Source organism: Roseateles chitinivorans, from assembly GCF_050632145.1.
Lineage (GTDB): Bacteria > Pseudomonadota > Gammaproteobacteria > Burkholderiales > Burkholderiaceae_C > Roseateles > Roseateles chitinivorans_B.
In genome coordinates this window covers 5,052,588-5,075,834 of record NZ_CP192577.1, presented here as the reverse complement: position 1 = coordinate 5,075,834, position 23,247 = coordinate 5,052,588, and the positions used below count along the sequence as shown (strand labels likewise).

Annotated in this window: 28 protein-coding genes and 2 pseudogenes; 16 read left to right on the top strand and 14 right to left on the bottom strand. The window is 66.2% G+C overall.

All coding sequences use genetic code 11. From position 1 onward, the window contains the following. Positions 1-160 precede the first annotated feature (160 nt). The gene (locus tag ACQ86G_RS23400) at positions 161-1,339 is read left to right on the top strand and encodes a zinc-dependent alcohol dehydrogenase (RefSeq protein ID WP_431257550.1); all 1,179 of its coding nucleotides are present in this window, start codon (positions 161-163) and stop codon (positions 1,337-1,339) included. Positions 1,340-1,352: 13 nt separating this feature from the next. After that, entirely contained in the window at positions 1,353-2,150 is a 798-nt protein-coding gene (locus tag ACQ86G_RS23395) for an SDR family NAD(P)-dependent oxidoreductase (protein WP_431257549.1), read from the top strand. Between the two features lie 134 nt (positions 2,151-2,284). On the opposite strand, the gene ACQ86G_RS23390 is transcribed toward ACQ86G_RS23395, so the two are convergent. Beyond that, complete coding sequence (locus ACQ86G_RS23390; RefSeq protein ID WP_431257548.1) at positions 2,285-2,626, bottom strand: hypothetical protein; 342 nt, start codon at positions 2,624-2,626, stop codon at positions 2,285-2,287. 135 nt (positions 2,627-2,761) lie between these two features. On the opposite strand from ACQ86G_RS23390, the gene ACQ86G_RS23385 reads away from it, so the two are divergent. Next, the gene (locus ACQ86G_RS23385) at positions 2,762-3,205 is read left to right on the top strand and encodes a response regulator (protein WP_431257547.1); all 444 of its coding nucleotides are present in this window, start codon (positions 2,762-2,764) and stop codon (positions 3,203-3,205) included. Between the two features lie 53 nt (positions 3,206-3,258). Here the strand turns inward: ACQ86G_RS23385 and ACQ86G_RS23380 are convergent, their stop codons facing one another. Continuing rightward, on the bottom strand, positions 3,259-3,849 hold the full coding sequence (locus tag ACQ86G_RS23380) for a DNA-3-methyladenine glycosylase (RefSeq protein WP_431257546.1): 591 nt from the start codon (positions 3,847-3,849) through the stop codon (positions 3,259-3,261). 394 nt (positions 3,850-4,243) lie between these two features. Here ACQ86G_RS23380 and ACQ86G_RS23375 point away from each other — a divergent pair, with 394 nt between their 5' ends. Together ACQ86G_RS23375 and ACQ86G_RS23370 are read left to right on the top strand one after the other, a co-directional pair. Beyond that, positions 4,244-4,759, top strand: a complete 516-nt coding sequence (locus ACQ86G_RS23375; protein ID WP_431257545.1) for a hemerythrin domain-containing protein — start codon at positions 4,244-4,246, stop codon at positions 4,757-4,759. A gap of 164 nt (positions 4,760-4,923) precedes the next feature. Further along, positions 4,924-5,460, top strand: coding sequence for a cysteine hydrolase family protein (locus ACQ86G_RS23370; protein WP_431257544.1), 537 nt, complete (start codon positions 4,924-4,926; stop codon positions 5,458-5,460). Positions 5,461-5,462: 2 nt separating this feature from the next. Here the strand turns inward: ACQ86G_RS23370 and ACQ86G_RS23365 are convergent, their stop codons facing one another. The 10 genes and pseudogenes from ACQ86G_RS23365 to ACQ86G_RS23320 all read right to left on the bottom strand — a co-directional run bounded on the left by ACQ86G_RS23365 (position 5,463) and on the right by ACQ86G_RS23320 (position 11,647). Continuing rightward, the gene (locus ACQ86G_RS23365) at positions 5,463-5,924 is read right to left on the bottom strand and encodes a DUF421 domain-containing protein (RefSeq protein ID WP_431257543.1); all 462 of its coding nucleotides are present in this window, start codon (positions 5,922-5,924) and stop codon (positions 5,463-5,465) included. 146 nt (positions 5,925-6,070) lie between these two features. Beyond that, complete coding sequence (locus tag ACQ86G_RS23360; protein WP_431257542.1) at positions 6,071-6,691, bottom strand: YbhB/YbcL family Raf kinase inhibitor-like protein; 621 nt, start codon at positions 6,689-6,691, stop codon at positions 6,071-6,073. After that, entirely contained in the window at positions 6,667-6,936 is a 270-nt protein-coding gene (locus ACQ86G_RS23355; RefSeq protein ID WP_431257541.1) for a hypothetical protein, read from the bottom strand. Before ACQ86G_RS23355 ends, ACQ86G_RS23360 begins: the two co-directional genes overlap by 25 nt. A gap of 2 nt (positions 6,937-6,938) precedes the next feature. After that, positions 6,939-7,793 carry a PQQ-dependent sugar dehydrogenase gene (locus ACQ86G_RS23350; protein ID WP_431257540.1) on the bottom strand — a complete coding sequence of 285 codons (855 nt, stop codon included), beginning with the start codon at positions 7,791-7,793 and terminating at the stop codon, positions 6,939-6,941. A 263-nt stretch (positions 7,794-8,056) separates the two neighbouring features. Continuing rightward, positions 8,057-8,593, bottom strand: a complete 537-nt coding sequence (locus tag ACQ86G_RS23345) for a tetratricopeptide repeat protein (RefSeq protein WP_431257539.1) — start codon at positions 8,591-8,593, stop codon at positions 8,057-8,059. A gap of 285 nt (positions 8,594-8,878) precedes the next feature. Next, entirely contained in the window at positions 8,879-9,202 is a 324-nt protein-coding gene (locus ACQ86G_RS23340) for a hypothetical protein (RefSeq protein WP_431257538.1), read from the bottom strand. Positions 9,203-9,220: 18 nt separating this feature from the next. After that, complete coding sequence (locus ACQ86G_RS23335; protein ID WP_431257537.1) at positions 9,221-9,448, bottom strand: DUF3606 domain-containing protein; 228 nt, start codon at positions 9,446-9,448, stop codon at positions 9,221-9,223. Positions 9,449-9,609: 161 nt separating this feature from the next. Next, positions 9,610-9,795 (bottom strand): DUF3606 domain-containing protein, encoded by a 186-nt coding sequence (locus ACQ86G_RS23330; RefSeq protein WP_431257536.1) that lies wholly within the window; start codon positions 9,793-9,795, stop codon positions 9,610-9,612. A gap of 75 nt (positions 9,796-9,870) precedes the next feature. After that, a complete protein-coding gene (locus ACQ86G_RS23325) occupies positions 9,871-10,677 on the bottom strand; it encodes a tetratricopeptide repeat protein (protein ID WP_431261475.1) in 807 nt (268 codons plus the stop codon). A gap of 2 nt (positions 10,678-10,679) precedes the next feature. Continuing rightward, positions 10,680-11,647, bottom strand: a pseudogene (locus ACQ86G_RS23320) (Ku protein). 581 nt (positions 11,648-12,228) lie between these two features. Here ACQ86G_RS23320 and ACQ86G_RS23315 point away from each other — a divergent pair. The 3 genes and pseudogenes from ACQ86G_RS23315 (at position 12,229) to ACQ86G_RS23305 (ending at position 14,520) form a co-directional block, all read left to right on the top strand. Continuing rightward, positions 12,229-12,390 (top strand): hypothetical protein, encoded by a 162-nt coding sequence (locus tag ACQ86G_RS23315; protein WP_431257535.1) that lies wholly within the window; start codon positions 12,229-12,231, stop codon positions 12,388-12,390. A gap of 180 nt (positions 12,391-12,570) precedes the next feature. Then, positions 12,571-12,801, top strand: a complete 231-nt coding sequence (locus ACQ86G_RS23310; RefSeq protein WP_297532549.1) for a hypothetical protein — start codon at positions 12,571-12,573, stop codon at positions 12,799-12,801. A 343-nt stretch (positions 12,802-13,144) separates the two neighbouring features. Beyond that, a pseudogene (locus ACQ86G_RS23305) lies at positions 13,145-14,520 on the top strand (chloride channel protein). Between the two features lie 15 nt (positions 14,521-14,535). Here the strand turns inward: ACQ86G_RS23305 and ACQ86G_RS23300 are convergent. Beyond that, on the bottom strand, positions 14,536-15,798 hold the full coding sequence (locus tag ACQ86G_RS23300; protein WP_431257534.1) for a putative Na+/H+ antiporter: 1,263 nt from the start codon (positions 15,796-15,798) through the stop codon (positions 14,536-14,538). Between the two features lie 398 nt (positions 15,799-16,196). Here ACQ86G_RS23300 and ACQ86G_RS23295 point away from each other — a divergent pair, with 398 nt between their 5' ends. Both ACQ86G_RS23295 and ACQ86G_RS23290 read left to right on the top strand, forming a co-directional pair. Further along, positions 16,197-16,544 carry an H-NS family nucleoid-associated regulatory protein gene (locus ACQ86G_RS23295; RefSeq protein ID WP_431257533.1) on the top strand — a complete coding sequence of 116 codons (348 nt, stop codon included), beginning with the start codon at positions 16,197-16,199 and terminating at the stop codon, positions 16,542-16,544. A 37-nt stretch (positions 16,545-16,581) separates the two neighbouring features. Further along, a complete protein-coding gene (locus ACQ86G_RS23290) occupies positions 16,582-16,986 on the top strand; it encodes a hypothetical protein (protein WP_297532553.1) in 405 nt (134 codons plus the stop codon). A 181-nt stretch (positions 16,987-17,167) separates the two neighbouring features. Here the strand turns inward: ACQ86G_RS23290 and ACQ86G_RS23285 are convergent, their stop codons facing one another. After that, the gene (locus ACQ86G_RS23285) at positions 17,168-17,926 is read right to left on the bottom strand and encodes a DUF72 domain-containing protein (RefSeq protein ID WP_431257532.1); all 759 of its coding nucleotides are present in this window, start codon (positions 17,924-17,926) and stop codon (positions 17,168-17,170) included. 104 nt (positions 17,927-18,030) lie between these two features. Between ACQ86G_RS23285 and ACQ86G_RS23280 the strand changes: the two genes are divergently transcribed. From ACQ86G_RS23280 to ACQ86G_RS23255, 6 genes are all read left to right on the top strand, one after another. Continuing rightward, positions 18,031-18,303, top strand: coding sequence for a hypothetical protein (locus ACQ86G_RS23280; RefSeq protein ID WP_431257531.1), 273 nt, complete (start codon positions 18,031-18,033; stop codon positions 18,301-18,303). A 221-nt stretch (positions 18,304-18,524) separates the two neighbouring features. Beyond that, complete coding sequence (locus tag ACQ86G_RS23275) at positions 18,525-19,592, top strand: acyl-CoA dehydrogenase (RefSeq protein ID WP_431257530.1); 1,068 nt, start codon at positions 18,525-18,527, stop codon at positions 19,590-19,592. Then, positions 19,580-20,476, top strand: coding sequence for a PIG-L deacetylase family protein (locus tag ACQ86G_RS23270; protein WP_431257529.1), 897 nt, complete (start codon positions 19,580-19,582; stop codon positions 20,474-20,476). Before ACQ86G_RS23275 ends, ACQ86G_RS23270 begins: the two co-directional genes overlap by 13 nt. Next, positions 20,473-21,111: a class I SAM-dependent DNA methyltransferase gene (locus ACQ86G_RS23265; protein ID WP_431257528.1), complete on the top strand. Its 639-nt coding sequence runs from the start codon at positions 20,473-20,475 to the stop codon at positions 21,109-21,111. The genes ACQ86G_RS23270 and ACQ86G_RS23265 overlap by 4 nt, the downstream gene beginning before the upstream one ends. Next, positions 21,108-21,761 (top strand): glycosyltransferase, encoded by a 654-nt coding sequence (locus tag ACQ86G_RS23260; protein ID WP_431257527.1) that lies wholly within the window; start codon positions 21,108-21,110, stop codon positions 21,759-21,761. The genes ACQ86G_RS23265 and ACQ86G_RS23260 overlap by 4 nt, the downstream gene beginning before the upstream one ends. 82 nt (positions 21,762-21,843) lie before the next feature. Then, on the top strand, positions 21,844-22,707 hold the full coding sequence (locus ACQ86G_RS23255; RefSeq protein WP_431257526.1) for an SDR family oxidoreductase: 864 nt from the start codon (positions 21,844-21,846) through the stop codon (positions 22,705-22,707). Positions 22,708-23,247: the final 540 nt, after the last annotated feature.

Genomic DNA, 23,247 nt, shown 5'->3' with positions numbered 1-23,247 from the left:
GGTTCCCAAAGACGATGGGCAAGGTTGATGCCGTTGCCGTCGCCTTTCGAACTGCGAGACCAGTCGGTGCCGTGGGTACCGTGGGTACCGTGGGTACTGAAGTTGCCTGACCAAGCGACTTCCACCCATTGCAGCCGCCGCGGCGGTCAGGAGTACTTCCATGCTTGCTTTGACTTATCACGGCGCCAAAGATGTGCGCGTTGAAACCGTGCCTGATCCGGTGCTCGCCGCCGATGACGATCTGCTGCTGCGCGTGACCGCGACCGCGATCTGCGGATCCGACCTGCACATCTATCGCGGCAAGATCCCCGACATGAAGTCGGGGGACATCCTCGGCCATGAGTTCATGGGCGTGGTCGAGGAGGTAGGGCGCGGCGTGACCAATGTGAAGCCCGGCGACCGGGTCGTCGTCCCGTTCACGATCTCATGCGGCGACTGCTTCTTCTGCGGCCGCAAGCTCTTTGCCGCCTGCGAGACGACTAACCCCGGACGCGGCGCGATTCTCAACAAGAAAGACATTCGTCCCGGGGCCGGACTGTTCGGCTACAGCCACCTGTATGGTGGCTACGCCGGTGGCCAGGCGCAGTACGTGCGTGTGCCCAAGGCCAACGTCGGCCCCCTCGTGATTCCCGACACGCGTCTGGCTGACGAACAGGTGCTCTTCCTGTCCGACATCCTGCCGACCGGCTATCAGGCCGCGTTGAACGCACAGATCACCGCCGGCTCCAGTGTGGCGATCTTCGGCGCGGGCCCGGTGGGCATGATGGCGGCTGCCAGCGCGCGGCTGCTTGGCGCGGAACGCATCTTAATGGTGGACCACCATCCGTATCGGCTGGCGTTCGCCAAGGAGACGTACGGTGTGCTGCCCATCGACTTCGACCAGGTCGACGATCCGGCGCAACTGATCATCGAACAGACCGACCATCGCGGCGTGGACGCCTCGATCGACGCGGTCGGGTTCGAGGCCAAGGGCAGCACTGTCGAGACGGTCCTGTCCACGCTCAAGCTGGAAGGCTCGAGCGGCACGTCCCTGCGCTGGGCCATTGCGGCGACGCGCCGCGGCGGCGTCGTGAGCGTGCCGGGCGTGTACGCCGGGTTCATCCACGGCTTCCTGTTCGGTGACGCGTTCGAAAAGGGACTGAGCTTTGCGAGCGGTCAGACGCACGCCCAGCGCCACATGCCCGAGCTGCTGCGACACATCGAGGAGGGCACGCTCAAGCCCGAGGTGATCGTCAGCCATCGCATGCCGCTCGCCGATGCGGCGCACGGCTACGAGGTGTTCAACAAGAAGGAAGAAGACTGCCGCAAGGTGGTGCTGACGCCATTCCCCACGCATTGAACCAGGAGTCATCATGAACTCGAATGACATCGTCACAAGGCCGCTGGCAGTGGTCACCGGCGCGTCCAGTGGCATCGGCCGCGAGCTGGCGCTGGAATGCGCGCGTCATGGCTACGATCTGCTGCTCGCCGCCGATCGGCCGCTGGAAGACACCGCGGCGGCCTGCGGCGCCGAAGGGGCGAGCGTGCAGCTCGTCAACGCGGACCTAGCCACGATGGCCGGTGTGGACGCGGTCCATGAGGCCCTCGCGGGCCGGCGCGTCGACGCACTGCTGGCCAACGCGGGTCACGGACTGGGTCACGCATTCCTGGACCAGGACTTCAAGGGCGTGCGTCACGTCATCGATACGAACATCACCGGGACGCTGGACCTCATCCAGCGAGTAGGACGCGAGATGCGCGATCGCAACGCCGGCAAGATCCTGATCACCGGTTCGATCGCCGGCCTGATGCCGGGCGCCTTCCAGGCCGTCTACAACGGCACGAAGGCCTTCATCGACTCGTTCGCCTATGCGTTGCGCAACGAGCTGAAGGACACCCACGTGTCGGTGACCGTGCTGATGCCGGGCCCGACCGACACGGAGTTCTTCCGCCGAGCGGACTTGACCGATACAAAGGTGGGCACTGACGAGAAGCAGCCGCCGGTGGAGGTTGCCAAGGCCGGTTATGAGGCGATGGAAGATGGCGAAGGCTCGGTGGTCGCCGGTTGGAAGAACAAGATCCAGGCCGTGTTGGCGAACGTCACGCCGGCCGAGATGCTGGCTGAGCAGCACCGGAAGATCACGGAGCCGGGTAGCGCCAACAAATCGTAGCCAGCGGCGCAAGGATGCCTCGACACCCACCCCACCGCGTCGGCGCCAGACCATAGTGGGGAGGGGCGATGGTAGTGCCGCGGGCTGGATGAGGCGCGGTGCGGCGCGGTTCGGTGCCGTGAGGAAATTCGGCACTATGGGCCTTCCTTCCAATCCGCGAGGAGGCGCAGCGTCGTCGTCAACATCTCGCCTGCATAGCTGCGCTGATGCCGAAGTTCCCAGGCGACGCGTTCGGCTTCGACAAGGTCCAGACGCGAGACCGCCGAGGCAAGCGCTTGATCGAGGTGGCGAGCGTGCGCCTCTGCCTCTTGCCACGTGTGAAGAGCCTCTGACAACTTTGGCGCCATAGCACTGTTGAGCAAGTACGGTGCCGGACGCCAGTCCGTCACGTCACCGGAGTGCCTCGGGTTACGTTCTTCACCCAACTTGTCGAACGGCGAGTGATCCGCCACGGACAACGCCTCGTAGAAGAACAAGCAACCCACCTAGGAAGCAAGCGAGGCCGGACGACCCCAGGCTTACTTGACTTCTTGCAGCAGTGCCACCACCTCGACTGGCCCACCTCAAGGCAGTCGCCTGGTGACGAGGTCAGGCGAGGCGAGGGTCAGTACATGGATGTGGAGGAACGGATGCATGCCGCTTCTTTGCCGGGCGAAAGCCTTTCAGGCAGGCTCGTGTATGTGGAAGACGAGCCCGTCAACGCCTTGTTGATGCAGCACTGGGCCGCGCAGTATCCGAAACTCACGCTGGAGGTCGCGCTGACAGGTGCAACTGGGTTCGCCGCCTGTTTGCGCGAGGTGCCGGACGCGGTGCTGCTGGACAAGCGTCTGCCGGACATGGACGGACTCGACGTGTTGCGCCAATGCCGGGCCGCGCCGACGCTGGCCGGCGTCCCGCTCGTCATCCTCTCGGCAAGCAACGACGTGATTGACATCGAGGCCGCGCTGAGCGCGGGAGCCAGCGCGTACTGGCTCAAGCCTTTTGATTTCCGCGCGCTGGAGCGCGGCCTGCTCGATCTCATGGGTAAGACACGTAAAACACGACCACTGCGTTGAAGCGTTCATCCTTGTGTGTCGCCCCGACGGAAGCGCCGATAACCGGCCCTCGCTCAAACCTTCCTGCTGAGGAATCTTGACTTTGCCAGGGTGAAGCGCCACGGGAGATGCTGTGCCTTGGAGATGCCCACGCGCGTGCCGCTGGCGATGTCTGCTGCCTGATCCATGTCCGGCGGCGCGATAAGTTCGAACGGAGGCTCGTCGATGCGTCGTCTGTCGAGCGCCGCGGTGATCCCCAGGGCCTGCGCCAGCTTGCCAGGCCCGGAGCAGAGCAGGCGCGGATCTTCGAGCTGGCGACGTTGGCGCATCCGCTCCAGTCCATGCGTGGGCTCCAGCGCCCGTATGAGAACCGCTGCGCCATGGTCGCGTTCGCGGCAGACGATGTTGAAGCACCAGTGCAGACCATAGGACCGGTAAACGTAGGTGGAGCCGGGCGCGTCGAACATCGCGGCGTTGCGACGTGTCATGCCGCGAAAGCTATGCGACGCCTCATCGTCCATGTCGTAGGCCTCAGTTTCTACGATGCGTCCGCCGACACCGTCGACGAGCACTGTCCATCCTAGGAGTGAGCGCGCGAGCTCCACGGGCGGTGCGGAGAAGTCGAGGGTGGTCGCCGGGGAGGTGCTGGGCGGAGAGTGACGCATTTGAGGCTTGGGGCGAGCAGTCCTGTTGCCCCAGGATAGCGGCGCGGACGTGGCCATGAACAGGACACGAGCGTGAGCCTTGGGGTTACGCTCGGGCGCCTTTCGCAGGATCGCTCAGCGGGCCGCTCAATCGGGCCGCTCAATCAAGCCGCGCAATCGGGCCGCGCAATCGCCCCCATCGATCTGCGGGAGGGAAGGGCGGCCGGTACGCGAGCGCGTTGCCGCCGTGTCTTGCGCAGTCGCGCGGGGTGAATGCGTGCCCTGTTCACTCGCGCCGCTCGCACCTTGGCGAGGGCGGTAGGTCTGTCGTTTGCCATTCATCCTCACGGCTCGCCAGCGGCACCGCGCTCGCGCAGCTGAAACCTCGACTTTCCAGCAATCGCCAGGAGGCCACATGCCATCGACAGCCACGACCCGATCCACTGCCGTTCGAAAATCCACCGTGAAGGCTTCGCCACGCACCCCGGACGCGGTGACGCTGCTTCGGGCTGACCACAAGAAGGTCGCCGACCTGTTCGAGCAGTTCGAGAAGTCGCGTTCCACCGCCAAGAAGCGCGAACTGGTCGCCCAGATCTGCCAGGAACTGACCGTTCACGCGCAAGTGGAGGAAGAGATCTTCTATCCCGAAGTGCAGGCCGCGTTGCGTGACAAGGAGCTCGTGCCCGAGGCCCGGGTTGAGCACCAGAGCATCAAGGATCTGATCGCCGCCGTGGAAGGCGTGGAGCCTGACGGCGAAGACTACGACGCGAAGGTCAAGGTGATGAGCGAATGGGTCAAGCACCACGTGAAGGAAGAGCAAAACGAGATGTTCCCCAAGGCCAAGAAGTCCAAGCTTGACTTGGTGGACCTGGGTCAGCGTATTCAGAGCCGCAAGGACGAATTGCTTGCTCAGTACCAGACCGCGCATTGAGACAGCGCCATCCCTCGCCAAGTACTGGCTCGGGGTGGCTCCTGCTTGCTCATGCGTGCTCATGCGTGGCCATGCGTGCTCATGCATGCCTATGAATCGCCCCTCACTTCGCAATGACCAAGCCGGCACGTGAGATCGATCATCAGGTCGCCAGCGGAACGGGGATGCCCCGTTCCCGCAAGGTCCTGCTGCTGGTCGATTTCATCAACCCGCTGTCGTTCGATGGGGCGGAGCTCATCGCGCAGGCGGCCGTCGAGGCCGCCAGGTCGGCCGCCCGCTTGAAGAAGCAATTCCATCAAGACGGCGCCTGCGTGATCTACGTCAACGACAACTTCGGCCAGTGGCGCTCGGACGTGCGCACGCTGCTTCGTGAATGCAAGCGAGCGGGCGGCGCCGCGGCGGAGTTGGCGCGGCTGCTCGCGCCGTCCAAGACCGACCTGATGATCCTCAAGCCTCGTCATTCAGGCTTCTACGCCACGCCGCTGGACCTGCTGCTGGAGCAACTCGCGGCCAAGGACCTTGTGATCACGGGACTGGCGACCGACTACTGCGTGAAGTGCACGGCGATGGACGCCTATGTCAGGGGCTATCGGGTCGCGGTCCCCGCAGACTGCACCGCGGCGGAGTCGGATCAGCGCAAGCAAGGGGCGTTGATGTGGATGAAAGAAGTGCTGAAGGCGCGGATAGCGCCGTCGCGCTGACGTTACTTGCGCTTGAGGATGCTGATGCTCCCGTCGCTTTCCAGCACGCCCATGTGAAGATCCGCCAGCTCGCAGTCGGCCTCGCGCAGCGCCTTTTCGACATCCGCGATGCCCAGGCGATGCCGGCGCAACACGGCCTCGAACCACTGCCCGTCCCGCCCGATCAGGACAGGCGAGCCCTCAAGCCAGGCTTCCAGGCGCGGGCTGCGCGATCCCAGAAAACCGATGGCGCCATTCATGACGATCAGTGCGGCGGCCAGAATCCAGGCGCCCGCCACGGAGTCGTCACCGCCGCTCAGCCCGTTGCTCACCGCTTCGCTCAGCAGCATCACGACGAGCAGATCGAACGGGGTGAACTGTCCGACGGTGCGTTTGCCCGATAACCGCACCATCAGAAACAACGCGAGATAGATCAGCGCCGCGCGCGCAAGCAGCTCCCACCATGGCACGTGCATGTCGAACATGTTCCCCGGCTCCTTTCTTTGACTCGCTGATCGTGTGAAGTGATGAACGCAACGTCCACTGTCACGTCCACTGTCACGCCCACTCAACGCCTATTGAGACCGTCCCCAAGGACGTCCTGCAGCAGGCTTATGGGGACGGCGTTGCCTCACTTCGGCGGTTTGACCTCCTTGCGATAGGTACCGACCAGCTCGCCCTTGCGGATCACGTGGCCGGTGGCGGCCTTGAGCACGTCGTCGCGGGTCGCACCAAGGGGCAGCTGCAGGAGGGTATCCAGCGCGAAGATCTGGAAGTGATAGTGATGCGGCGGGTCGCCCACCGGGGGACGCGGGCCGTAGTACCCCACCGAGCCCCGACTCGTGGCGCCTTGCATCAGCCCTGCGGGCTCGGTCAGTCGCTCCTGCTCCTGCAGACCTTCGGGCAGCGATGTCACCTCGGGGGGAATGTTCCAGGCGACCCAGTGAACAAAGGGCGTGATGGGCTTGGAATCGGGATCCTCGGCCAGGAGTACATAGCTCTTGGCCCCGGGCACAGGACTCCATCTCAGCGGGGGCGACACGCCATCGGCGTACTCGCTGTGCTTCCTGGGAATCGCCGCATCTGGTCCGAAAGCGGTGGAGGTGAGGGCGATGGAAGCCACAGACGCCGCGGACTTCGCAGAAGTCGCAGAAGTCGCATCGCGCGCGTCTGTCTCCGATCGATCCTTCGCGAGGGGAACACCGATACCGCGCTGCGCCTGACGCTTCATCTCGTCGGCAGGAGGTTCCATCGCCGCGGCAGTTTTTCCCTGCCTTCATACGCCACGCGATAGATCACCCCGTTCGCATCGTCTGCCATGAGCAGCGATCCGTCCTTGGCCCACGCGAGGCCGACCGGTCGCGCCATGTGGGTGCGTCCGCCGTCGGTCAGAAATCCGCTGACGAAGGGTTCGAAGCGCTGCGGCTTGCCATCGGCGAAGCGGATGCGCACGATCTCGTACCCCGACGCCGCCTTGCGGTTCCACGAGCCGCGCATCGTCACGAAGGCGTCGCCGGCAAACTCAGCGGGGAAGCGTCCTCCCCCTTGAAGAACACCATCTGCATCGGCGCGGCGTGGGCCTTGTAGCCCAGCGTCATCGGCACGCTGTCGCCCTTCCACTGTTCCTTGGTGATCTCCCCCGGCGGGGTGCTCTGCGGGTTGATGCCGCCGGCGCCCCAGACATGTGGCCAGCCGTAGCGCTTGCCCTGCTCGATGCGATTGAGCTCCTCGGGTTGGATCTCGTCGCCCAGAAAGTCGATGCCATGGTCCATGCCCCAGAGCTCGCCGGTGGCGGGATGCCAGTCGAAGCCGATCGTGTTGCGAAGCCCGCTGGCCACGATCACGCGGCTCTGGCCGTCCGCGGACGCGCGCAGCAGCGTGGCGTTTTCGGGATTGCTCTCGTTGCACGCGTTGCAGGTCGATCCAGCGCTGATGTAGAGCATGCCGTCCGGCCCGAATGCCAGGGTTCGATTGGGATGTTGGCCCGCATCGGGCAGGTCGCCGATGATGAGCTTTGGCTCCCCGACACGACCATCGGCCTGCAGCGGCGCCACGAAGACCTCCTTGACCGTGGCCACGTACAGCTTTCCGTCGTGGATGGCGAGCCCGTGGGCGCCGGCCCGGTCCAGCACCTTCACGCCAGGGCCGTCTGCCCTGCCGTCGCCGTCACGGTCCTCCAGGAGCAGGACATCGCCGGTATCGCGGCGGCTGACGTAGATGCGTCCATCAGGCGCCACCGCGATGATCCGGGCATTCTTCAGGTTCTCGGCAAAGATCGATACCTTGAAGCCGGGCGGTGCCTTGAGCCCGTTCAGGCGCGCCTGGGTGGGTTGCACCTTGTCGGGCTTGAACACGTGCGTGCGGATGGGGACATCGGTGCCGTCCCCCTGCTGCGCGCGGACCGTCAGCGACAGGCAGGCGCTCAAAACGAGCAGCAATGTGCAGGAGCGAGAGGTCATGAGACACCCGAGGAGAAAAGGTGTCCGTGGCAGGCAGGTGGCATTCCCGCAGCGCACTGCGCAAAGGCAGTGCTCGCAAGAACGTCGCTCGAACGCGGCCGCGGCCCCGACAGGCGCGGGCTGGTACGCGGAGAATGCGACGTCGCGGCGTTGGCCCGTCAGTTCAGACGCGAGTCGAACCTGAGTGCGGCGACGCGTCGCTCGTAAGCCTCCAGATGCCTGGCCGAAGTCACCGGGGCGCCCAGGCGCTCGCAGAGCACGCCGAGCCGGTAGTGAGGCTCCGCCAGACTGCTGTCGAGCCGGAGCGCGCGCCCGAAGGCTTCCATGGCGGCGGCCAGGCGCCCCGCAGACTCAAGGATGCAGCCGCGCACGTGATGCAACCTGGCGTTGTTGTCGCAACTCTCCAGCGCGGCGTTCGTGATGTCGAGGGCCTCCTCCTGGCGCCCTTGACGACAAAGCAGCGCTGCGAGCGCCGTGTGCGCGCTGACGAGATTGGCGTCAGACGAGATGGCGGCGCGATAGCTGGACTCGGCCTGGGCCTCGTCGTCAACTTCCCTGAGCGCCGCCTGATCGACCATGGCTTGCACGGCATCCTGCCCGAGGTCCTCGGCCAGGATTCGCTCAAGGACCTCCGAGGTCGACTCCACGCTCAATCGCGCGGCATGTGCCGTTTCATGGGGAGGTGCGGTTCTCATGGTGCTCGCGGAAGACTGTGCTGACCGAGGAAGGTACCGCCTGCCCAGGATTAGGAGAGACAGCCGTCGCCGCACTTTTTGTAGGAGCTTGTGAGTCGCCGCGGTGGCGCCCGCGCATTTCGGCGACAGACCGTTGCGCGAGGGCTGGGCGAGGCCCAGTGGGAGTCAACATTCATCGCGACGCCTCTGATAGAAGCGTTCGCAGTTTTCATTGGGGAGGCGACTGCTGTGTCAGGCCGCTTCGGGCGGTCTGCCGGCTGCCCGTGCATTTGCTTTGAGGCCGCGCTAGACCTGGTTCTTTGCGAGTGTGCTGAACCAGTCCGCATACGGCGTCGTGGCCGCCATGTGGCGGTTGAAGTCCGGCGCGCCGTCGCTCCACCAGACGTCCCCCCGTTCGCCGAGTTCGCGTTTGACCTCGTCGACCCGGGCACGGGCCTGTGCCCGTTCGTCTGCGCTCAGGTCCTTGCGGGCGAGCTGTCGGCGAGCGTCCATGAGCTCTGCCACCAGCGCCGCAGCGCGCGCCGTTGAGAGCGACGGATTGGTGCGGCGCCAGAGGCGTCCACGAACGACGAAGTAGCGACCGTCCGGGGTTGTCGGATGCTGCGTCATCTCTTGATTGGCGCCAGGTCAGCCGTTGCGCTTTGTCTGTTCTGCGTTGGTCGTGGAGCGCGAACCTTTGAGGTGCTCCTCGACGTCGGCCGCGTTGGCTCCGACCAGCCTGACGGCGTCACGGATCTGCGCCGTGGACGAATCGAGCTTCTTCGCCCAGGACTGGACCTGCGCGTCATCGTTGACGTCAATGGTCGGGGCGGCCGGTTCGTCGGCGGGGGCGGCAAAGCTGGCTTCTTCGGACATCGGCTGCTCCTGTGAAAGGGATCGCGTGGTGGGCTGTCGTGATTTCTCATGGGCAGGCGGGATGCCAGCCATCGCTGTCGGCCGCGGGGAAGGCGAACCTTGCCTGACGGATTGAAGACCGTGGGCGATCAACGGCGCTCCAGCTTGCGACCAGCACGGTATCAACGTCTGGTGTGTCGCAGGTGCGCCTCGACCGCCTCCGCGCTGGTGCCCACCGCGTTGACGGCGGCCTTGAGCTGCTCGGGCGTCACGCCGAACTTCTTGCTCCAGTCCCGAAGCTCGTAGTCCTCATTGACGTTGATGCGGGCGCGGTCCTGTCCACCGGTCTTGGTCTTGTCGTCAGCCATGCTGGTCTCCCTAGGGGTGAGGGTGGAGTGGAGGGTTGGCGTAGGAGCGAGGAGGAGGGCCAGGGCCTAAGGACGCTATTCGCGGTGAAGGCGCCGGTAGGCGCTGAAGTAGCGCAGGGACGCCTGGGTGTCTCCCAGGCGCTCCATCAACACACCCAGGTTGTAGTGCGCGTCGGCGAGGGTGTCGTCCAGCTCAAGCGCACGCCGATAGGCGTCGACCGCCAACGCAGGACGGCCGGAGTCCTCTAGAGCAGCGCCGCGGTTGAAGTGAACGAGCGGTGTCTGGCCGCAGTGCTCAAGAGCCTGGTCGTACAGCGCGACCGCCTCCAGACAGCGTTTGGCCTCGCACAGCATCGCGCCCAGATTGACGTACGCCGCGCTCATACACGGATCGAGGTCGATCGCCCGCCGATAGGCGCTTTCGGCCGCAGCCGCGTCCGAGGCTTCGAGTCGGACCGCCTGCTTGCACCAGTATGCTGCGCCTCGCGCCGCGGCTGGAGCCCGCGGACCGTCCGGCGCCAGCTCGGCGGGCGCTGACTCGTCCAGCGCGAGCAGCCGCTGACCCGAGAGCGCATCGTGCGTGCCGTGGCCGTCGGCCGCCTCCACCGTGCCACCGCTGGCTCGCACGCGCACGCTGGCAAGGTGCCTTGGCCCGGGCAGGGTCGCGCGCACGTTCTTCAACGACTGGATGATTTTCCTCGGCGGGATGCGGGCATCGCGCAGCCCCTTGGCGGTGCGCAGCACGATGAGGTCTTGCAGGGAGAAGCCTCCTGACGAGTCAGGGTGGACCACTCCGGCGTCCGTCAGTGAGCGGATGAACGCGCGCGGCAGCCCCACCAGCTTGTCGACCTGACGCGCGGAATAGTCGGCGCCCGAAGCCATGTTCACTTGCGCGCTCGCGTTCTGGGCGCCGGCGCTGAAACGGGCTCAGGCGTGGGGGCTGCGCGTTTGGCGGGCTTGCGCACGGCAGGAGCCGCTTCGGCCTTGAGCCTGGTGACGTTGGAGGGCGTTTTGACGGCCTTGTCGGCCCTATCGCCTTTATCGGCCTTATCGGCCTTGGCGGCAGGCTTCTTGGCGAGGCTTGAGCGCAATGCCTCCATGAGGTCGATGACCTGACCGCCCGCGACGACCTCGTCTTCGGTGTGTGACGACGCCACGATCTGCTTGCCGGCGACCTTCTCATCGATGGCTGCGAGCACACGCGCCTTTTCCTCGTCCTGAAACTCCTCGGGGCGGAAGTCGTCCTCCGCGATCGTTTCCACCAGCTTCAGGGCCAGTTGCAGCTCGCTGCTGGAGACGGGCGCATGCTCGATGTTGAGGTCCGCCAGCGAGCGCACCTCCTCGGCGTAGCGCAGCTGCTGGAGGATGAGCCCATCGGCATTGGCTCGCACCTGCACGATGTACTGCTTGGCCTTGAAGGCCCACTTGGCCAGCGCGCAGCGGTCGGAGCGACGCATGGCTTCCGCGAGCAACGCGTAGGGCTTGGCGCCGCGCTTGTCTGGCGCGAGCAGATAGCTCTTGTCGTAAAAAGGGGATCGATGGAGGCCTGTGGGACGAAGGACACGATGTCGATGACGTGGCTGCTGCCTTCCTCGAGGTTCTTGAGTTCGTCCTGCGTGAAGAGGACGAAGTGGTCCTTCTCGACCTCGTACCCCTTGACCATGTCCTTGCGATCCACCACCTTCTTGGACCGCTCGTTGACATACTGCTGCTTCAGGCGCGAGCCGTCCTTGTCCAGCAGATTGAAACGGATCTCAGATCCGGATTCGGTCGCCGAGAACAGCCTCACCGGCACGTTGACCAGACCGAAGCTGAGCGTGAGCGATGCGATGGAGCGGGCAGATGTGACCATGGTGCCTCCTGGCATGCGCCCAACAATAATTGCGAGGCCGTGCGGGAAGGAGCAGCCAAGGTGCGGTGGCGTTGTAGGACGTTGCCGCGAGTCGACGTCCACTCGCGGATCTCTGCCGACTGAGGCGTGTGTCGGTAAGAGGTGGTCCACAGGCGGTCGCGCCGCGAGGGCGCTCCCCAGCGAAGGACCACGAGAGGTCTGAGTCCAAGCTTCGCCTGCTCATGGCGATGGCACGTGACTTCAGAGCGTCTTCCAAGCGCTCTCACGAAAGCCCGGCTTACGTGGACACCCTCAGGCCAGCGAACAAACCAGCGAGCAAACCAACAAGTGAACCAACGAGCGAACCAACGAGCGAACCAGCGAGCAAACCAACGAGTGAACGGTCGCGCATGGGATCCTCGTGCACCCGCTGCGTGACATCCAGGCTCTTCGGCCATGGAGTGCCGCGGCTGACTCCAACCATCGCGATCTTCCTTCCGGGTTGCTTAGTCATGGGCGTCCTTCCGCCCAAAAGAACGGGTGCGCCGCTGCGCTTAGGAGGGCGGTTTGCCAACACCTCCTTACATTTCAAGGAGAGCGAGATGAACCCCTGGCAAGCGAAGCCCACGGAACGCAGGACGGATAACGCGCGTCGCGAAGCCTTCGAGCAGCGAGATCGGAGCAAGCGTGTGTGCGATGCGCCGCGTGAGTCAAAGGCAATTCAGAAGCTCGCGCCGACGGTTCCCGCTTCGCGATTGTTCTGACAACGCCATAGCGAGAATTCGCCACGAGCTCGGCCGCACGGCGGCGCACCGTACTTCGCCACAGGCGAGGCCGAACGGCTTGCGGAGGCGGAGCTGCACGCGCAGACCGGCTTCAAAGTGCGAGTGACGCGCTGATTGGCCGCCGGGGCGCCACCCTAGAATGCTGCCAGGAGGTGATCCATGCCAAGCATGTCAGGCGCGGAGCGAGACGTCATCCGGCGGTTTGCGGCTGGTGAAAAGGCGTTGCGAGAGCGCGCGGTGGCGATCTTTCGCCAACACGAAACATCCCAGCCCAATCTGCCCGAAATCGGCTTCATGGCCGAAGCGACCTCACTGGCACCCGATCATCTGCTCCAAGCGCACTATCGCCGGCTGTTGTCGGCTGCGGGGGAGACTGAGTCAGCTGCCTGAGGTTGAGATTCTGCGAAGGGGTTCGCGCGTTGGCTATTGCTGCGCCGGGCGAGGTGACTTGGCGTGACGGCCTGGCATCACGACCGTCGTATCCGCCATGCCCCAGCCGGCGAAGTCGTGGATTCGAGCGCAACGGTTCGCGCGGACGCCATGCGTTTGCGCACTCCGCGCACTCCGCGCACTCCGCGCACTTCGCACACTTCGAGCACTTATCACACGACGAGATACTCCGCGCATGGCAGGTGACAACGAAGCTCGGGGACTGCCCGTAGCGCCGCAAGACGAGGTCCAGGATCGAGATCCCCGTCCTGAACCCCATCCCAATCCCCATCCCCATCCCCATCTGGATCACGATCCCGAGGCCAGCTCGCATGCCGAGCCTGACTTCCTATCCGCCGTACGGGAGGACCTGACCGACTGGCGTCAATGGCTGGCCCGCATCGTTGTTCTGGCGTTTGCCGTGGCCGCGGGCTTGGCTGTCGTGCTGTTCACGTGGGTCAGCGATCAGGCCATCGAAGGCTTCGCGACGCTGCGCGCGTGGTCGCCGTGGGCGCCGCTGGTGTGGACGCCCGTCTGCACCGCTGGGCTGGTGTGGCTCACACGGCGCTTCGCACCCGGTGCGGCAGGCTCTGGCATTCCTCAGGTCATGGCGGCCTTGTCACCCAAGGTCGGCGCTGAGCAACAGGGACTTTTTGTATCGCTCAAGCTCAGTCTCGCAAAGCTGCTGCTGGTGTCGGGCGGACTGCTGGGGGGCTGGCCATCGGCCGCGAGGGGCCGTCGGTGCAGATCGCGGCGGGTGTCATGCAGCACGCCCAGCGCTGGCTCCCTCGGCGCTCACCGATGAATCACGACGGGCTGCTGGTGGCAGGCGGGGCCGCGGGCATCGCCGCTGCATTCAACGCGCCGCTCGCGGGCGTCATGTTCGCCATCGAAGAACTCACTCGCAAGATCGAACAGCGCAGCAGTGGCCTCATCATCGCCGCCATCGTCCTGGCGGGTCTGATGGCCGTCTCGGTCTTCGGCAATGCCAGCTACTTCGGCCGCTTGCGCGTCGAGCACCTCACCTGGGCGCACCTGCTGCCGGGCTTGCTCACCGCTCTCGGCTGCGGCCTGGCCGGAGGCGTTTTCTCCCGGCTCCTGCAGCGCAGCCTGCTCGGCGGCAACGATCGCTTCAGTCAGTGGCGCGCGCGGTTTCCGGTGAGATTCGCCTTTGGCTGCGGCTTGGCCATCGCCGTTCTGGGCCTGGTCAGCCATGGCGCGACGGACGGCAGCGGCTACGACTACACCAAGAGTCTGGTCGAGGGGCATCTGGATCTGCCGGTGCTCTACGTCACGCTGCGCATCGTCGCCACGTGGCTGGCCGTCTGGTCGGGCGCACCGGGCGGCATCTTCGCGCCCTCGCTGGCCATCGGCGCGGGCATCGGCAGCGACATCGCCCAACTGACCCACACCACCGAGGGCGCGGCCGTCATGATCGCCATCGGCATGACCGCGTTCCTCGCGGCGGTGACGCAGGCGCCTGTGACGTCCTTCATCATCGTCATGGAGATGGTGGACGGCCACTCGATGGTCTTGAGCCTCATGGCCGCCGCGCTACTGGCGAGCCTGGTGTCCCGATGGATCAGCGTGCCGATCTACCACCGGCTGGCCCAGGCGCAGTTAGCCAGGCTGGCGCGGCTGCCGGGAGGCTCCGCGCAGGAGCCGGCCCGATCTGCGTAGTCGTCCAGATCGCACCTAGAGCAGCAGGAAGGCCGCCACGGCGACAGCGGTAGGGGCCAGCGCACCCAGGAGCAATCCGCCCGCGCCGACCGTTTCATCGGCAAAGCCGTTCTTCAGCAGCGCCATGCCGGCCGGATTCGGCGCATTGGCGATAACGGTGAGGCCGCCGCCAGCTACCGCGCCGGCCACCAGCATGTATTTGGCCTGGTCGCTCAAGCTCGGGATCAGGGAGCCGAGGTAGGTGAGTGCGGCGTTGTCGGTGATGGCCGTCAGGCCGAGCGCGCCGAAGAACAAAGCCAGCGGCTGCAGGCCCGACACGAGTGGCTGCAGCCACCAGCGCTGCAATCCCCCCAGGACCACGAGTCCCGCAAGGAAGAACGCCACCAGCAAGGCCTCGCGAATCAACAGCGGCTCCTGGTAGCGATCGTAGGCTTGGGCGACCCCGAGGAAGAGCAAGAAGAGCCCAAGGAAGACAACGGGGTGATGGGCCATCATCACGATGCCGGCGAGCAAGGCCAGGTGCAGCGCGATTACGGGCCAGGGCACGGCGGCGGTACCGGGAGTATCCGCCGATGCCGGTACGTGATCCCGCAGATGCTTTCGCAGCACGAACGACGCTGCCGTGGCATTTGCAAGCACCGCCAACGCCGCTTTCCAGCCGAATGCGCTGGCCATGAACGCGCTGCTCCAGCCCCATTCACTGGCCACCATGAGGACTGGCGGCGCGGCAAAGGAGGTGAGGGTGCCGCCGATGGAGACATTGACGAACAGCACGCCGAGCGCGAAGTACTTCGGCCGCTCCGGGATGTCGGATCGGAACGCGAGCGGGGCGAGCAACAGTGCGGCGAGGGTCATGGCCGCGGGCTCCGTGATCAGGGAGCCCATCAGCGGAACGGCGGCAAGACCGAGCCAGGTCATGGCCAGCGCCCGTGGCGCTGGCAGAACGCGCGTGAGATGCTCCACTGCGCCCAGGACGGCGCTGAGCACCGGGCGAGAGCCTGCCACGACCATGACGACGAACACGAAGAGCGGTTCGGCGAAATTGCGCGACTCAGCGTAGGCGACCGCGTCGGCGCCACCGAAGACAGCAGCCAGGGTGGCGATGAGAGCGAGTGCCCAGAAGCCGAACACCACCTCCACTTCGCCAAGGAGATGGAAGAGGCCCGCGTGCCGGGGAAACTGTCGAGACAATCGCTCGAACTGCTTGGCGGCGAAGGTGTGGAGTAGCGCGGCGGCGAAAAAGCCGGCCGCGATCAGGTCGATCGCCTGAGGGTGCATGGTGGATGGCGCAAAGGAGTGCCGCGAGGCGGCCCGACCTTCGCATGAACCTGCGAGCGCCTCATCGCGTCGCACCCAAGGCGAAGTCTAACCGCAGCGGTGTTCTCTCCGCGCTCCGCCTCTTGATGCTCGATGAAGATCGGCGGTGGCTGGCGCCGCTCGCAGCGGCGTCTCATCGGCGCGGCTCGACGACGGCGTGGCTAACAAAGATGCCTCATCGGCCTTCGCGTCTCCCGTGGGGGACGCCCGACAACGGCGATCATCCGCAGGCGCGGACCGACTCTATGCCCGGCAAGCGCGACCAGGCTGGCATCGAGGCGACGAGGGTTCCAGTTGTCGCGAGCACGACTGATCCGGCGGATACCATGCGCGCATGAATCACTCCTTCCGAGAACTCGATGACCACCGTTGATGTGTCCAAACTGTCCTACGCTCAACTGCTGGAGCTGAGCAGGGAGCTGGAGCACAAGATCACCGAAAAGCGCGACGAGGAGTTGAAGGTGCTCGTCGATGGCATCGCGAAGAAGCTGGAAGCGGCAGGGTTCTCAGTCGACGAGGCTCTGGTGGCCTTGCAACCGTACGCGTCGGGCGCGAAGCGAAAGACCACCCAGGCCGGGGCCACCGCGCCCGTGCTCTACCGGGATCCGTCCAACCCAGGGAACACCTGGTCCGGCCGCGGCCGCGCCGCCCGATGGCTCAGCGACTACGAGGCGGCCGGACGCAAGCGCGAAGAGTTCAAGGTCTGATCCTCTGGTGGCGAAGCGTGCCGCGTAGGAGAGTCACATGGCTGTATGGCAGTTCGATCTCGATTTTGAGCATGCTGAAGACGGGCGAACACTCTCTGCGGCATCGACTGAACGCTTGATGGGGCTGCTGTCGCAGAGCGTCGGGCCGAGCCAGACCATGATGCGGGAGTGGCGCTACTTCGGCGACAGATACGGCAACCGGGTGGATGTCGTCATGGAGCCCGACGGGTCGTCGCAGGTGCAGGCACGCCTCGACGCTCGTGCCGATGAGACTGACGGGTTCATTCGCAAGGTCTGCGCCGGCGCTGCCGCCACCGGGTGCGTGCTGGTCTGCGAAGAGCTCGGCATCACGCTCGATCCTGAACCCAACGATATCCGGACGTCGCTTCAGCGATCGGCCGCATGGCGTTATGCCTTGGACCCGGGCTCCTTTCGCCCGTGAGGCGCGCGCGCCGTCGCTCTGGCGATGTGCAGGCGATGAGCAGGCCCTGCGCGTCATTCCGCGCGACCCCCAAGCTCGGTCTGGTCTGATCCAAGTGCAGTGGCGGCAGCAACGGCAATAGCCGTGCAGCCAGTGCAGCCAGTGCAGCGTGCGGACCGCCTGAGCGGCCGGTACCAAGCAGCTAAAACGTGCGTCGCAGCAAGGCCTGCAACCGTAGGGCATCGTCCGCAGCCGCTCCGGACGCCGTGTTGTCGAAGATGCACCAGACATCGGTGCCAGCCGGCCATCGGGCCATCTCTGAGGTTCGCGCGAGGAGCCACTCGTCGTCGTAAGCGGACCAATACATGCGCGGTGATCCGTGCCAGCGGTAGTAAACCGTGGCGCCACGCCCGTCTCCCGCCTCGCCAAGCCACCCGCCCGGCACGTCAGCGCCGACGGGACGCGCGGGATCTGCCGCGACGCGTCCGACTTGCTCCTCGCGCAACAGCCGCTGCGCAGCCTCGGTGAACCAGCTCGGATGCCTGGGCTCGCACATCACCGCGCCGTTGAAGGCGGCGCGAAGAGCACGGAAGAAGGTCCGCGCCGTCCTCGTTTCCAGGTCCAGGGACGGAGGCAATTGGACGAGCAGCACAGCGAGCCGCTCGCCCAGCCCCGCGAGCGACTCGATGAATGCGTTGACATCTGCCCGGGAGACCTTGAGGCGCGCTTCGTGCGTCATCGCCTTCGGCAGCTTTGCTGAAAACCGAAAGTCACTCGGCGTCTCTTCGGCCCAGCGGCCGAAAGTGGACTCGCGGTGAGTGCGGCTGAAGGTGGTGTTGATCTCGGTACACCCGAGGACGCGCGCGTATCGATTCAGTTGGCTCCCCTGGCCGGGGAAGCTGCCGGCCGCGTCCCTGGGGATACTCCAGCCGGCCGTGCCAATGCGAGGGGTGACGGACATGCCGTGGGCTCCGTGTGATTGCTTGCGGAAGCTCGGCAAGCGACAAGCCGTGCGGGCCGTTGCGTCGCTTTTGGCCGTTGGCGGGCCGATTGCCGTGCGTGGACATGAACAACATGAACGGCATGCTCGACGCGCTTCAATGGCCCGCCATGGCCGTCACCCTCATTGCCGCCTGGCTGGTGGGCGGACAGAGCGCGCGGCGAAGAACCTGGGGCTTCTGGACCTTTGTCCTGAGCAACCTGCTGTGGTGCGTCTGGGGGGCCTTCAGTCATTCCTACGCCCTGATCGTGCTGCAGGTCGGTCTGTTCGCGATGAATCTGCGTGGCGTGCGCAAAAACGAGCGGAGCGCGAAGGACCACGACCCGAACGGGCGTTGACCGAGCACCCCTCGCCGGAACGCGCTTCGACGCTAGGGGGACATCTGTCCACCTGGCGCAGGCACCGCGCTTGCTATCGACCGGTTCAGATTCCCGCCGCGGCCTTGCCAGGCGGGGCGCCCTTTTCAGGAACCGGTCCATGCTTTCCACCGCGACCCTTGCGATCTTGCCCACTATGCGGGTCACCCCCTCCGCGAGCGCCCGACCATGAGCGCACGACCATGAGCGATGTCGAGCCAAGCCGACGCCTGCGTGCCCTCATCGACGCGGGGCGGGCCGAGCTGCCGCTGCCAGGACGTGGGCGAACCCTGGAGCGCTGGTCTGCGCTGGCGACCGTGGCCGCTGTGGATCTGTCGCTCGTCAAGCTCTTCGAGGGACACACCGACGCGATGGCCATCCTCGCCGAAGTGGGCGTTGCAGCACCGCGAGGCCCCTCATCCGCGGCCCCTGCGTACGGCATGTGGGCGGCGGAGCCTCCGGGGGCGCGTGTGGTCTTTCGCGCATTGGATGGCAACGCCGTCGTACTGGACGGCGTCAAAGCGTGGTGTTCTGGTGCCGCCGCGTTGGATCGGGCGCTGCTGACGGTCTGGCCGGACGACGGGTCCCACGCTGACCAGGAGGAGGGGCCCTGGCTTGCGGATGTCGATCTGCGGCAGTCGGGCGTGACCCTCGATGCGTCGCGCTGGAAAGCCGTCGGCATGGCGGACTCCGCAAGTGCATCGGTGCGATTCGACGCGGTCCCGGCTCGCCTGGTCGGGCCGGCGGGGTTCTACCTGTCCCGGTCTGGGTTCTGGCAAGGGGGCATCGGCATCGCCGCCTGCTGGCATGGCGCGTCGTGTGCCATCGCGAACGTCCTCATGGCACACGCCCGCACCGCGGCGCTCGCATCTTCCGGCACCGGCACCGGCACCGGCACGGGCACCGGCAGCAGCGCGAACGCCGTCGGCGATCCCGGCTGGCATCGGGCGCTGGCACTCGGCGAGGTGGATCGACTGCTCAGCGCCAATGCGGCGCTGCTGCGCGAGGCCGCCGCCTGGATCGATCGCCATCCCGACCGCGACGCGCGCGTCTGGGCGCTGCGAACGCGCGCCTCCAGCGATGAATGCGCCCAGCAGGTGCTGCGCGCGGCCACGCGCGCGATGGGCGCGGGCCCGTTGTGCCATGAAGAAGGTTTTGCCCGGCTGGCAGCGGATTTGCCTGTGTTCATCCGCCAATGCCATGGCGACCGGGATCTGGCCGCGCTCGGCAAAGCGCTCTCTCAACAGGCGGACACGACATGGACGCTCTGACCATCGATCTCAGCTTCCCGGATCTGCTGCCGATGCCGCAGACGCATCAACCCGATTTGACGGCGACGGCGGGGCCCTTGTCGCACCGTCGCATCGAGGGCACCGGGACGCCTGAATGGGCCTGGCGGCAGTGGATGCCGCTGTGGCAGGTGCCGCCCACGTCGATCGACGAGCTGGTTCCGGATGGTTCGCGGGTCGTCGTCGTGGCGCCGCACCCGGACGATGAAGTGCTGGGCTGTGGCGGATTGCTGTCGCTGCTGGCGGCCCGCTCGCGGGCGACGACGCAGCGCTGGCCGTCGATGTCAGCCATGTCATCGATGACGACGGTCCTCGTGATCGGCGTGACGGATGGCGATGCCAGCCACGCCGGGTCGACGACCTGGACGCCGGCGCGGCTCGCCGCGCGCCGCCGGCAGGAGCGCACGCAAGGATTGCGGCATCTCGGGTTGCGCGCCCCGATCCACGGGCTCGGACTTCCCGATGGTCAGGTGCGGCACCATGAGGAGCGGCTCGTCGACGCCTTGGCCGGCCAGTTGCAGCCGCACGACGTCGTCATCTCCACCTGGCGCCACGACGGCCATCCCGACCATGAAGCCGTCGGCCGGGCCTGCGCCGAAGCCAGCGCGGCCTGCGGGGCCACGCTGCTGGAAATGCCGGTGTGGACCTGGCATTGGTCGCGACCGGGAGACCCTGCCGTGCCGTGGCAGCGCCTGCGTCAGTTGCCGTTAACCGGGCGCGCGCTCGAGGACAAGTGGCTTGCCTTGTCCGAGCACCGCAGCCAGCTGACGCCCGATGGAGACCGTCCGCCCGTGCTGTTCCCTGAAGCCGTGGATCGCCTGCTGCGCTCGGCGGAGTTCTTCTTCGTGTTGGAGCGGTCGTCATGAACGCCCGAGGCCCCTCGGGACAGGACGCGCTGGCCGACCACTTCGAGGATCTGTTCAGCAAGGACGCGGACCCGTGGGGCTACCGCACGCGGTGGTACGAACGGCGCAAGCGCGCGCAGATCCTCGCCAGCCTGCCGTCGGAGCGCTACGCGCGAGGTTTCGAGCCCGCGTGCGCCAATGGGGAACTGAGCGCCGGATTGGCGCAGCGCTGCGACCGGCTGCTCTGCAGCGACGGCAGCGCCACGGCCGTGGCCCATGCGCGTCAGCGACTGTCCGGGCTGTCGCATGTCGAGGTGTCGCAGGCCCGGCTACCTTCGCAGTGGCCCGAGGGACGGTTCGACCTGATCGTCCTAAGCGAGATCGGCTATTACCTCGACGACGAGGCCCTCCGGCCGACCCTCGATGGCGCGATAGCGAGCTTGGACGCCGGCGGCACGCTGCTCGCCAGCCATTGGCGGCATCCGGAGGGCGACTATATCCGCAGCGGTGACGAGGTGCATCGATTGATGGGCGCCGCGTTCCGGCAGCGGCCCGGCTGGACCCGGTTGTTGCGACACGAGGAGGAGGACTTCCTCGTCGAGGTCTGGAGTCCGGACGATCGCTCGGTGGCGCGTCGCGAGGGCCTGCGGCCATGATCGGCGCGGTGGTTCCCGCCCATGACGAAGAGGCCCTGATCGGCAGGGCCTTGCAGGCCTTGCGGGTCGCCGCCGCGCATCCGGACCTGCAAGGCGAGGAAGTCCGCATCCTGGTGGTGCTGGACGCGTGCCGCGACCGGACCGGCGACATCGCCCACGCCTTCGGCGCGCAATGCCTGGCCGTCGATGCCCGCAATGTGGGCGTCGCCCGCGCGGCGGGCGCGCAGGCCCTGATCGAGCAAGGCGCCCGGTGGCTGGCGTTCACGGACGCGGATTCCGTCGTGGCGCCCTGCTGGTTCTCGCGCCAGCTGGCGCTGCGCAGCGAGGCCGTCTGCGGCGTGGTCGAGGTGGACGACTGGACGGGCTTCACGTCCGAGGAGCGCCGCGCCTACGAGGCCGGCTACTTCGACACCGAGGACCACCGGCACATCCATGGCGCCAACCTCGGGGTGAGCGTGAGCGCCTATCAGCAGGCCGGTGGATTTCCGACGCTGTGCACGCGCGAGGACGTGGCGCTGGTGGAGCGTCTCCACGCGCTCGGCGTCCGCATCGCCTGGACCAACACCGTGCGCGTGGTGACGAGCGCGAGACAGGAGGGCCGGGCACCCGACGGCTTCTCGACCCACCTGAGCCGGCTGCGGTCCGCGTGAGGCGCAAGGCGGACTGGGCATGCGTGTTGCCGCAGCTGTCTGACGCGGATGCCGCACACCGACTTCGAATCAGGAGCCCGACATGTCCTCTTCCGACAAGATCGCCTTTCCGAAGCAGTCGCAGCCCTGGCCGGGCCTCGCGCGCGACATGACGCCGCGACCCGACCACGGGGAGAAGAGCTACGTGGGGCACGGCCGCCTCGCGGGCCGTCGTGCATTGATCACCGGCGGCGACAGCGGGATCGGTCGGGCGGCCGCCATCGCCTATGCCCGCGAGGGCGCGGACGTCGCGATCAACTATCTGCCCGACGAGGAGCCCGATGCGAAAGAGGTGATCGAGCTGATCCGGGAGACCGGACGGCAGGGCATCGCGCTGCCCGGCGACCTGCGCGACGAAGCGTTCTGCCAGAAGCTCGTAACGGACGCGGTGCGCGAACTCGGTGGCCTGGACATCCTGGTGAACAACGCGGCCCGCCAGCAGAGCCACGAATCGATCCTGGACATCAGCACCGAGCAGTTCGACTGGACCTTCAAGACCAACATCTACGCGCCGTTCTGGCTGTGCAAGGCGGCGATCCCGCACCTGGGCGAAGGCAGCGCCATCATCAACACGGCCTCGGTGAACTCCTACGATCCCGGCGAGAACCTGCTCGATTACGCGACCACCAAGGGGGCGATCCTGATCTTCACCAAGGGTCTCGCCAAGCAGCTGGCCAAGCAGGGCATCCGCGTCAACGCGGTCGCACCGGGTCCGTTCTGGACACCGCTGCAGGTCTGCGGCGGGCAGACGCAGGAGAAGCTGCAGAAGTTCGGCACCGACACGCCCATGGGACGTGCCGGCCAACCGGCGGAGCTGGCCGCTGTCTACGTGCTGCTGGCATCCTCCGAATCGAGCTATGCGACTGGCCAGGTCTATGGCGCGGCGGGTGGGCGAGGCGACCCATGACACATGGCTGCTCTGTCATGCGGGGCTAGGCGAACGGACGGAGCCGCCTGCGACCTTGCCGCTTCTCTGAGCGTGGGGCCCCTCGGATGAGCGAGAGCCTGTGAACCAGACGATCCTCAACGGTTTACAGAGGTCGTCGGCCCCTGCAACTGGCGCACCGGCAAAGCGTTCGGTGAAGGAGCATTTGGCCTTCTCGAAGGCTGAAGTGGCAACGACTACATGCGCGCGCTTCGGCGTGTTCGCTCGGCCATTTCGCGCTCGCGCTCGGTGAACGCGGCCTCGCGATGGTCCTGACGGTCATGCGCCGTCGCGCGCTGACTGAGCGGGCGCCGCTGCTCGCGGCGCTGCTCCCTATGGTCTCGGTCAACTTTCATGCGCCCTCCGCAAACTCCTTGTTGCTCGCTGCTCGCTGCTCGCTGCTAGCGGCTCGCCGCTTGCGAGACTGTGCACAACGCACATGCGCTTCTGTGGCAATTACCGTGCGAGTAGCCCGTTGCGAAGGAATGCCCGGTACAAGACGATGGATGAGAGGCGTGCTCG

Coding starts and splice junctions, on each gene's coding strand:
- ACQ86G_RS23330 (WP_431257536.1), bottom strand. CDS start 9,795: ATGGCTGACGACAAGACCAAGACCGGTGGACAGGACCGCGCCCGCATC.
- ACQ86G_RS23265 (WP_431257528.1), top strand. CDS start 20,473: ATGAACGCCCGAGGCCCCTCGGGACAGGACGCGCTGGCCGACCACTTC.
- ACQ86G_RS23360 (WP_431257542.1), bottom strand. CDS start 6,691: ATGGAACCTCCTGCCGACGAGATGAAGCGTCAGGCGCAGCGCGGTATC.
- ACQ86G_RS23345 (WP_431257539.1), bottom strand. CDS start 8,593: ATGAGAACCGCACCTCCCCATGAAACGGCACATGCCGCGCGATTGAGC.
- ACQ86G_RS23355 (WP_431257541.1), bottom strand. CDS start 6,936: ATGCGCGGCTCGTGGAACCGCAAGGCGGCGTCGGGGTACGAGATCGTG.
- ACQ86G_RS23310 (WP_297532549.1), top strand. CDS start 12,571: ATGCCAAGCATGTCAGGCGCGGAGCGAGACGTCATCCGGCGGTTTGCG.
- ACQ86G_RS23280 (WP_431257531.1), top strand. CDS start 18,031: ATGAACAACATGAACGGCATGCTCGACGCGCTTCAATGGCCCGCCATG.
- ACQ86G_RS23275 (WP_431257530.1), top strand. CDS start 18,525: ATGAGCGATGTCGAGCCAAGCCGACGCCTGCGTGCCCTCATCGACGCG.
- ACQ86G_RS23315 (WP_431257535.1), top strand. CDS start 12,229: ATGAACCCCTGGCAAGCGAAGCCCACGGAACGCAGGACGGATAACGCG.
- ACQ86G_RS23395 (WP_431257549.1), top strand. CDS start 1,353: ATGAACTCGAATGACATCGTCACAAGGCCGCTGGCAGTGGTCACCGGC.
- ACQ86G_RS23365 (WP_431257543.1), bottom strand. CDS start 5,924: ATGTTCGACATGCACGTGCCATGGTGGGAGCTGCTTGCGCGCGCGGCG.
- ACQ86G_RS23385 (WP_431257547.1), top strand. CDS start 2,762: ATGGATGTGGAGGAACGGATGCATGCCGCTTCTTTGCCGGGCGAAAGC.
- ACQ86G_RS23290 (WP_297532553.1), top strand. CDS start 16,582: ATGGCTGTATGGCAGTTCGATCTCGATTTTGAGCATGCTGAAGACGGG.
- ACQ86G_RS23375 (WP_431257545.1), top strand. CDS start 4,244: ATGCCATCGACAGCCACGACCCGATCCACTGCCGTTCGAAAATCCACC.
- ACQ86G_RS23400 (WP_431257550.1), top strand. CDS start 161: ATGCTTGCTTTGACTTATCACGGCGCCAAAGATGTGCGCGTTGAAACC.
- ACQ86G_RS23340 (WP_431257538.1), bottom strand. CDS start 9,202: ATGACGCAGCATCCGACAACCCCGGACGGTCGCTACTTCGTCGTTCGT.
- ACQ86G_RS23285 (WP_431257532.1), bottom strand. CDS start 17,926: ATGTCCGTCACCCCTCGCATTGGCACGGCCGGCTGGAGTATCCCCAGG.
- ACQ86G_RS23300 (WP_431257534.1), bottom strand. CDS start 15,798: ATGCACCCTCAGGCGATCGACCTGATCGCGGCCGGCTTTTTCGCCGCC.
- ACQ86G_RS23295 (WP_431257533.1), top strand. CDS start 16,197: ATGACCACCGTTGATGTGTCCAAACTGTCCTACGCTCAACTGCTGGAG.
- ACQ86G_RS23325 (WP_431261475.1), bottom strand. CDS start 10,677: ATGGCTTCGGGCGCCGACTATTCCGCGCGTCAGGTCGACAAGCTGGTG.
- ACQ86G_RS23370 (WP_431257544.1), top strand. CDS start 4,924: ATGCCCCGTTCCCGCAAGGTCCTGCTGCTGGTCGATTTCATCAACCCG.
- ACQ86G_RS23260 (WP_431257527.1), top strand. CDS start 21,108: ATGATCGGCGCGGTGGTTCCCGCCCATGACGAAGAGGCCCTGATCGGC.
- ACQ86G_RS23255 (WP_431257526.1), top strand. CDS start 21,844: ATGTCCTCTTCCGACAAGATCGCCTTTCCGAAGCAGTCGCAGCCCTGG.
- ACQ86G_RS23380 (WP_431257546.1), bottom strand. CDS start 3,849: ATGCGTCACTCTCCGCCCAGCACCTCCCCGGCGACCACCCTCGACTTC.
- ACQ86G_RS23335 (WP_431257537.1), bottom strand. CDS start 9,448: ATGTCCGAAGAAGCCAGCTTTGCCGCCCCCGCCGACGAACCGGCCGCC.
- ACQ86G_RS23270 (WP_431257529.1), top strand. CDS start 19,580: ATGGACGCTCTGACCATCGATCTCAGCTTCCCGGATCTGCTGCCGATG.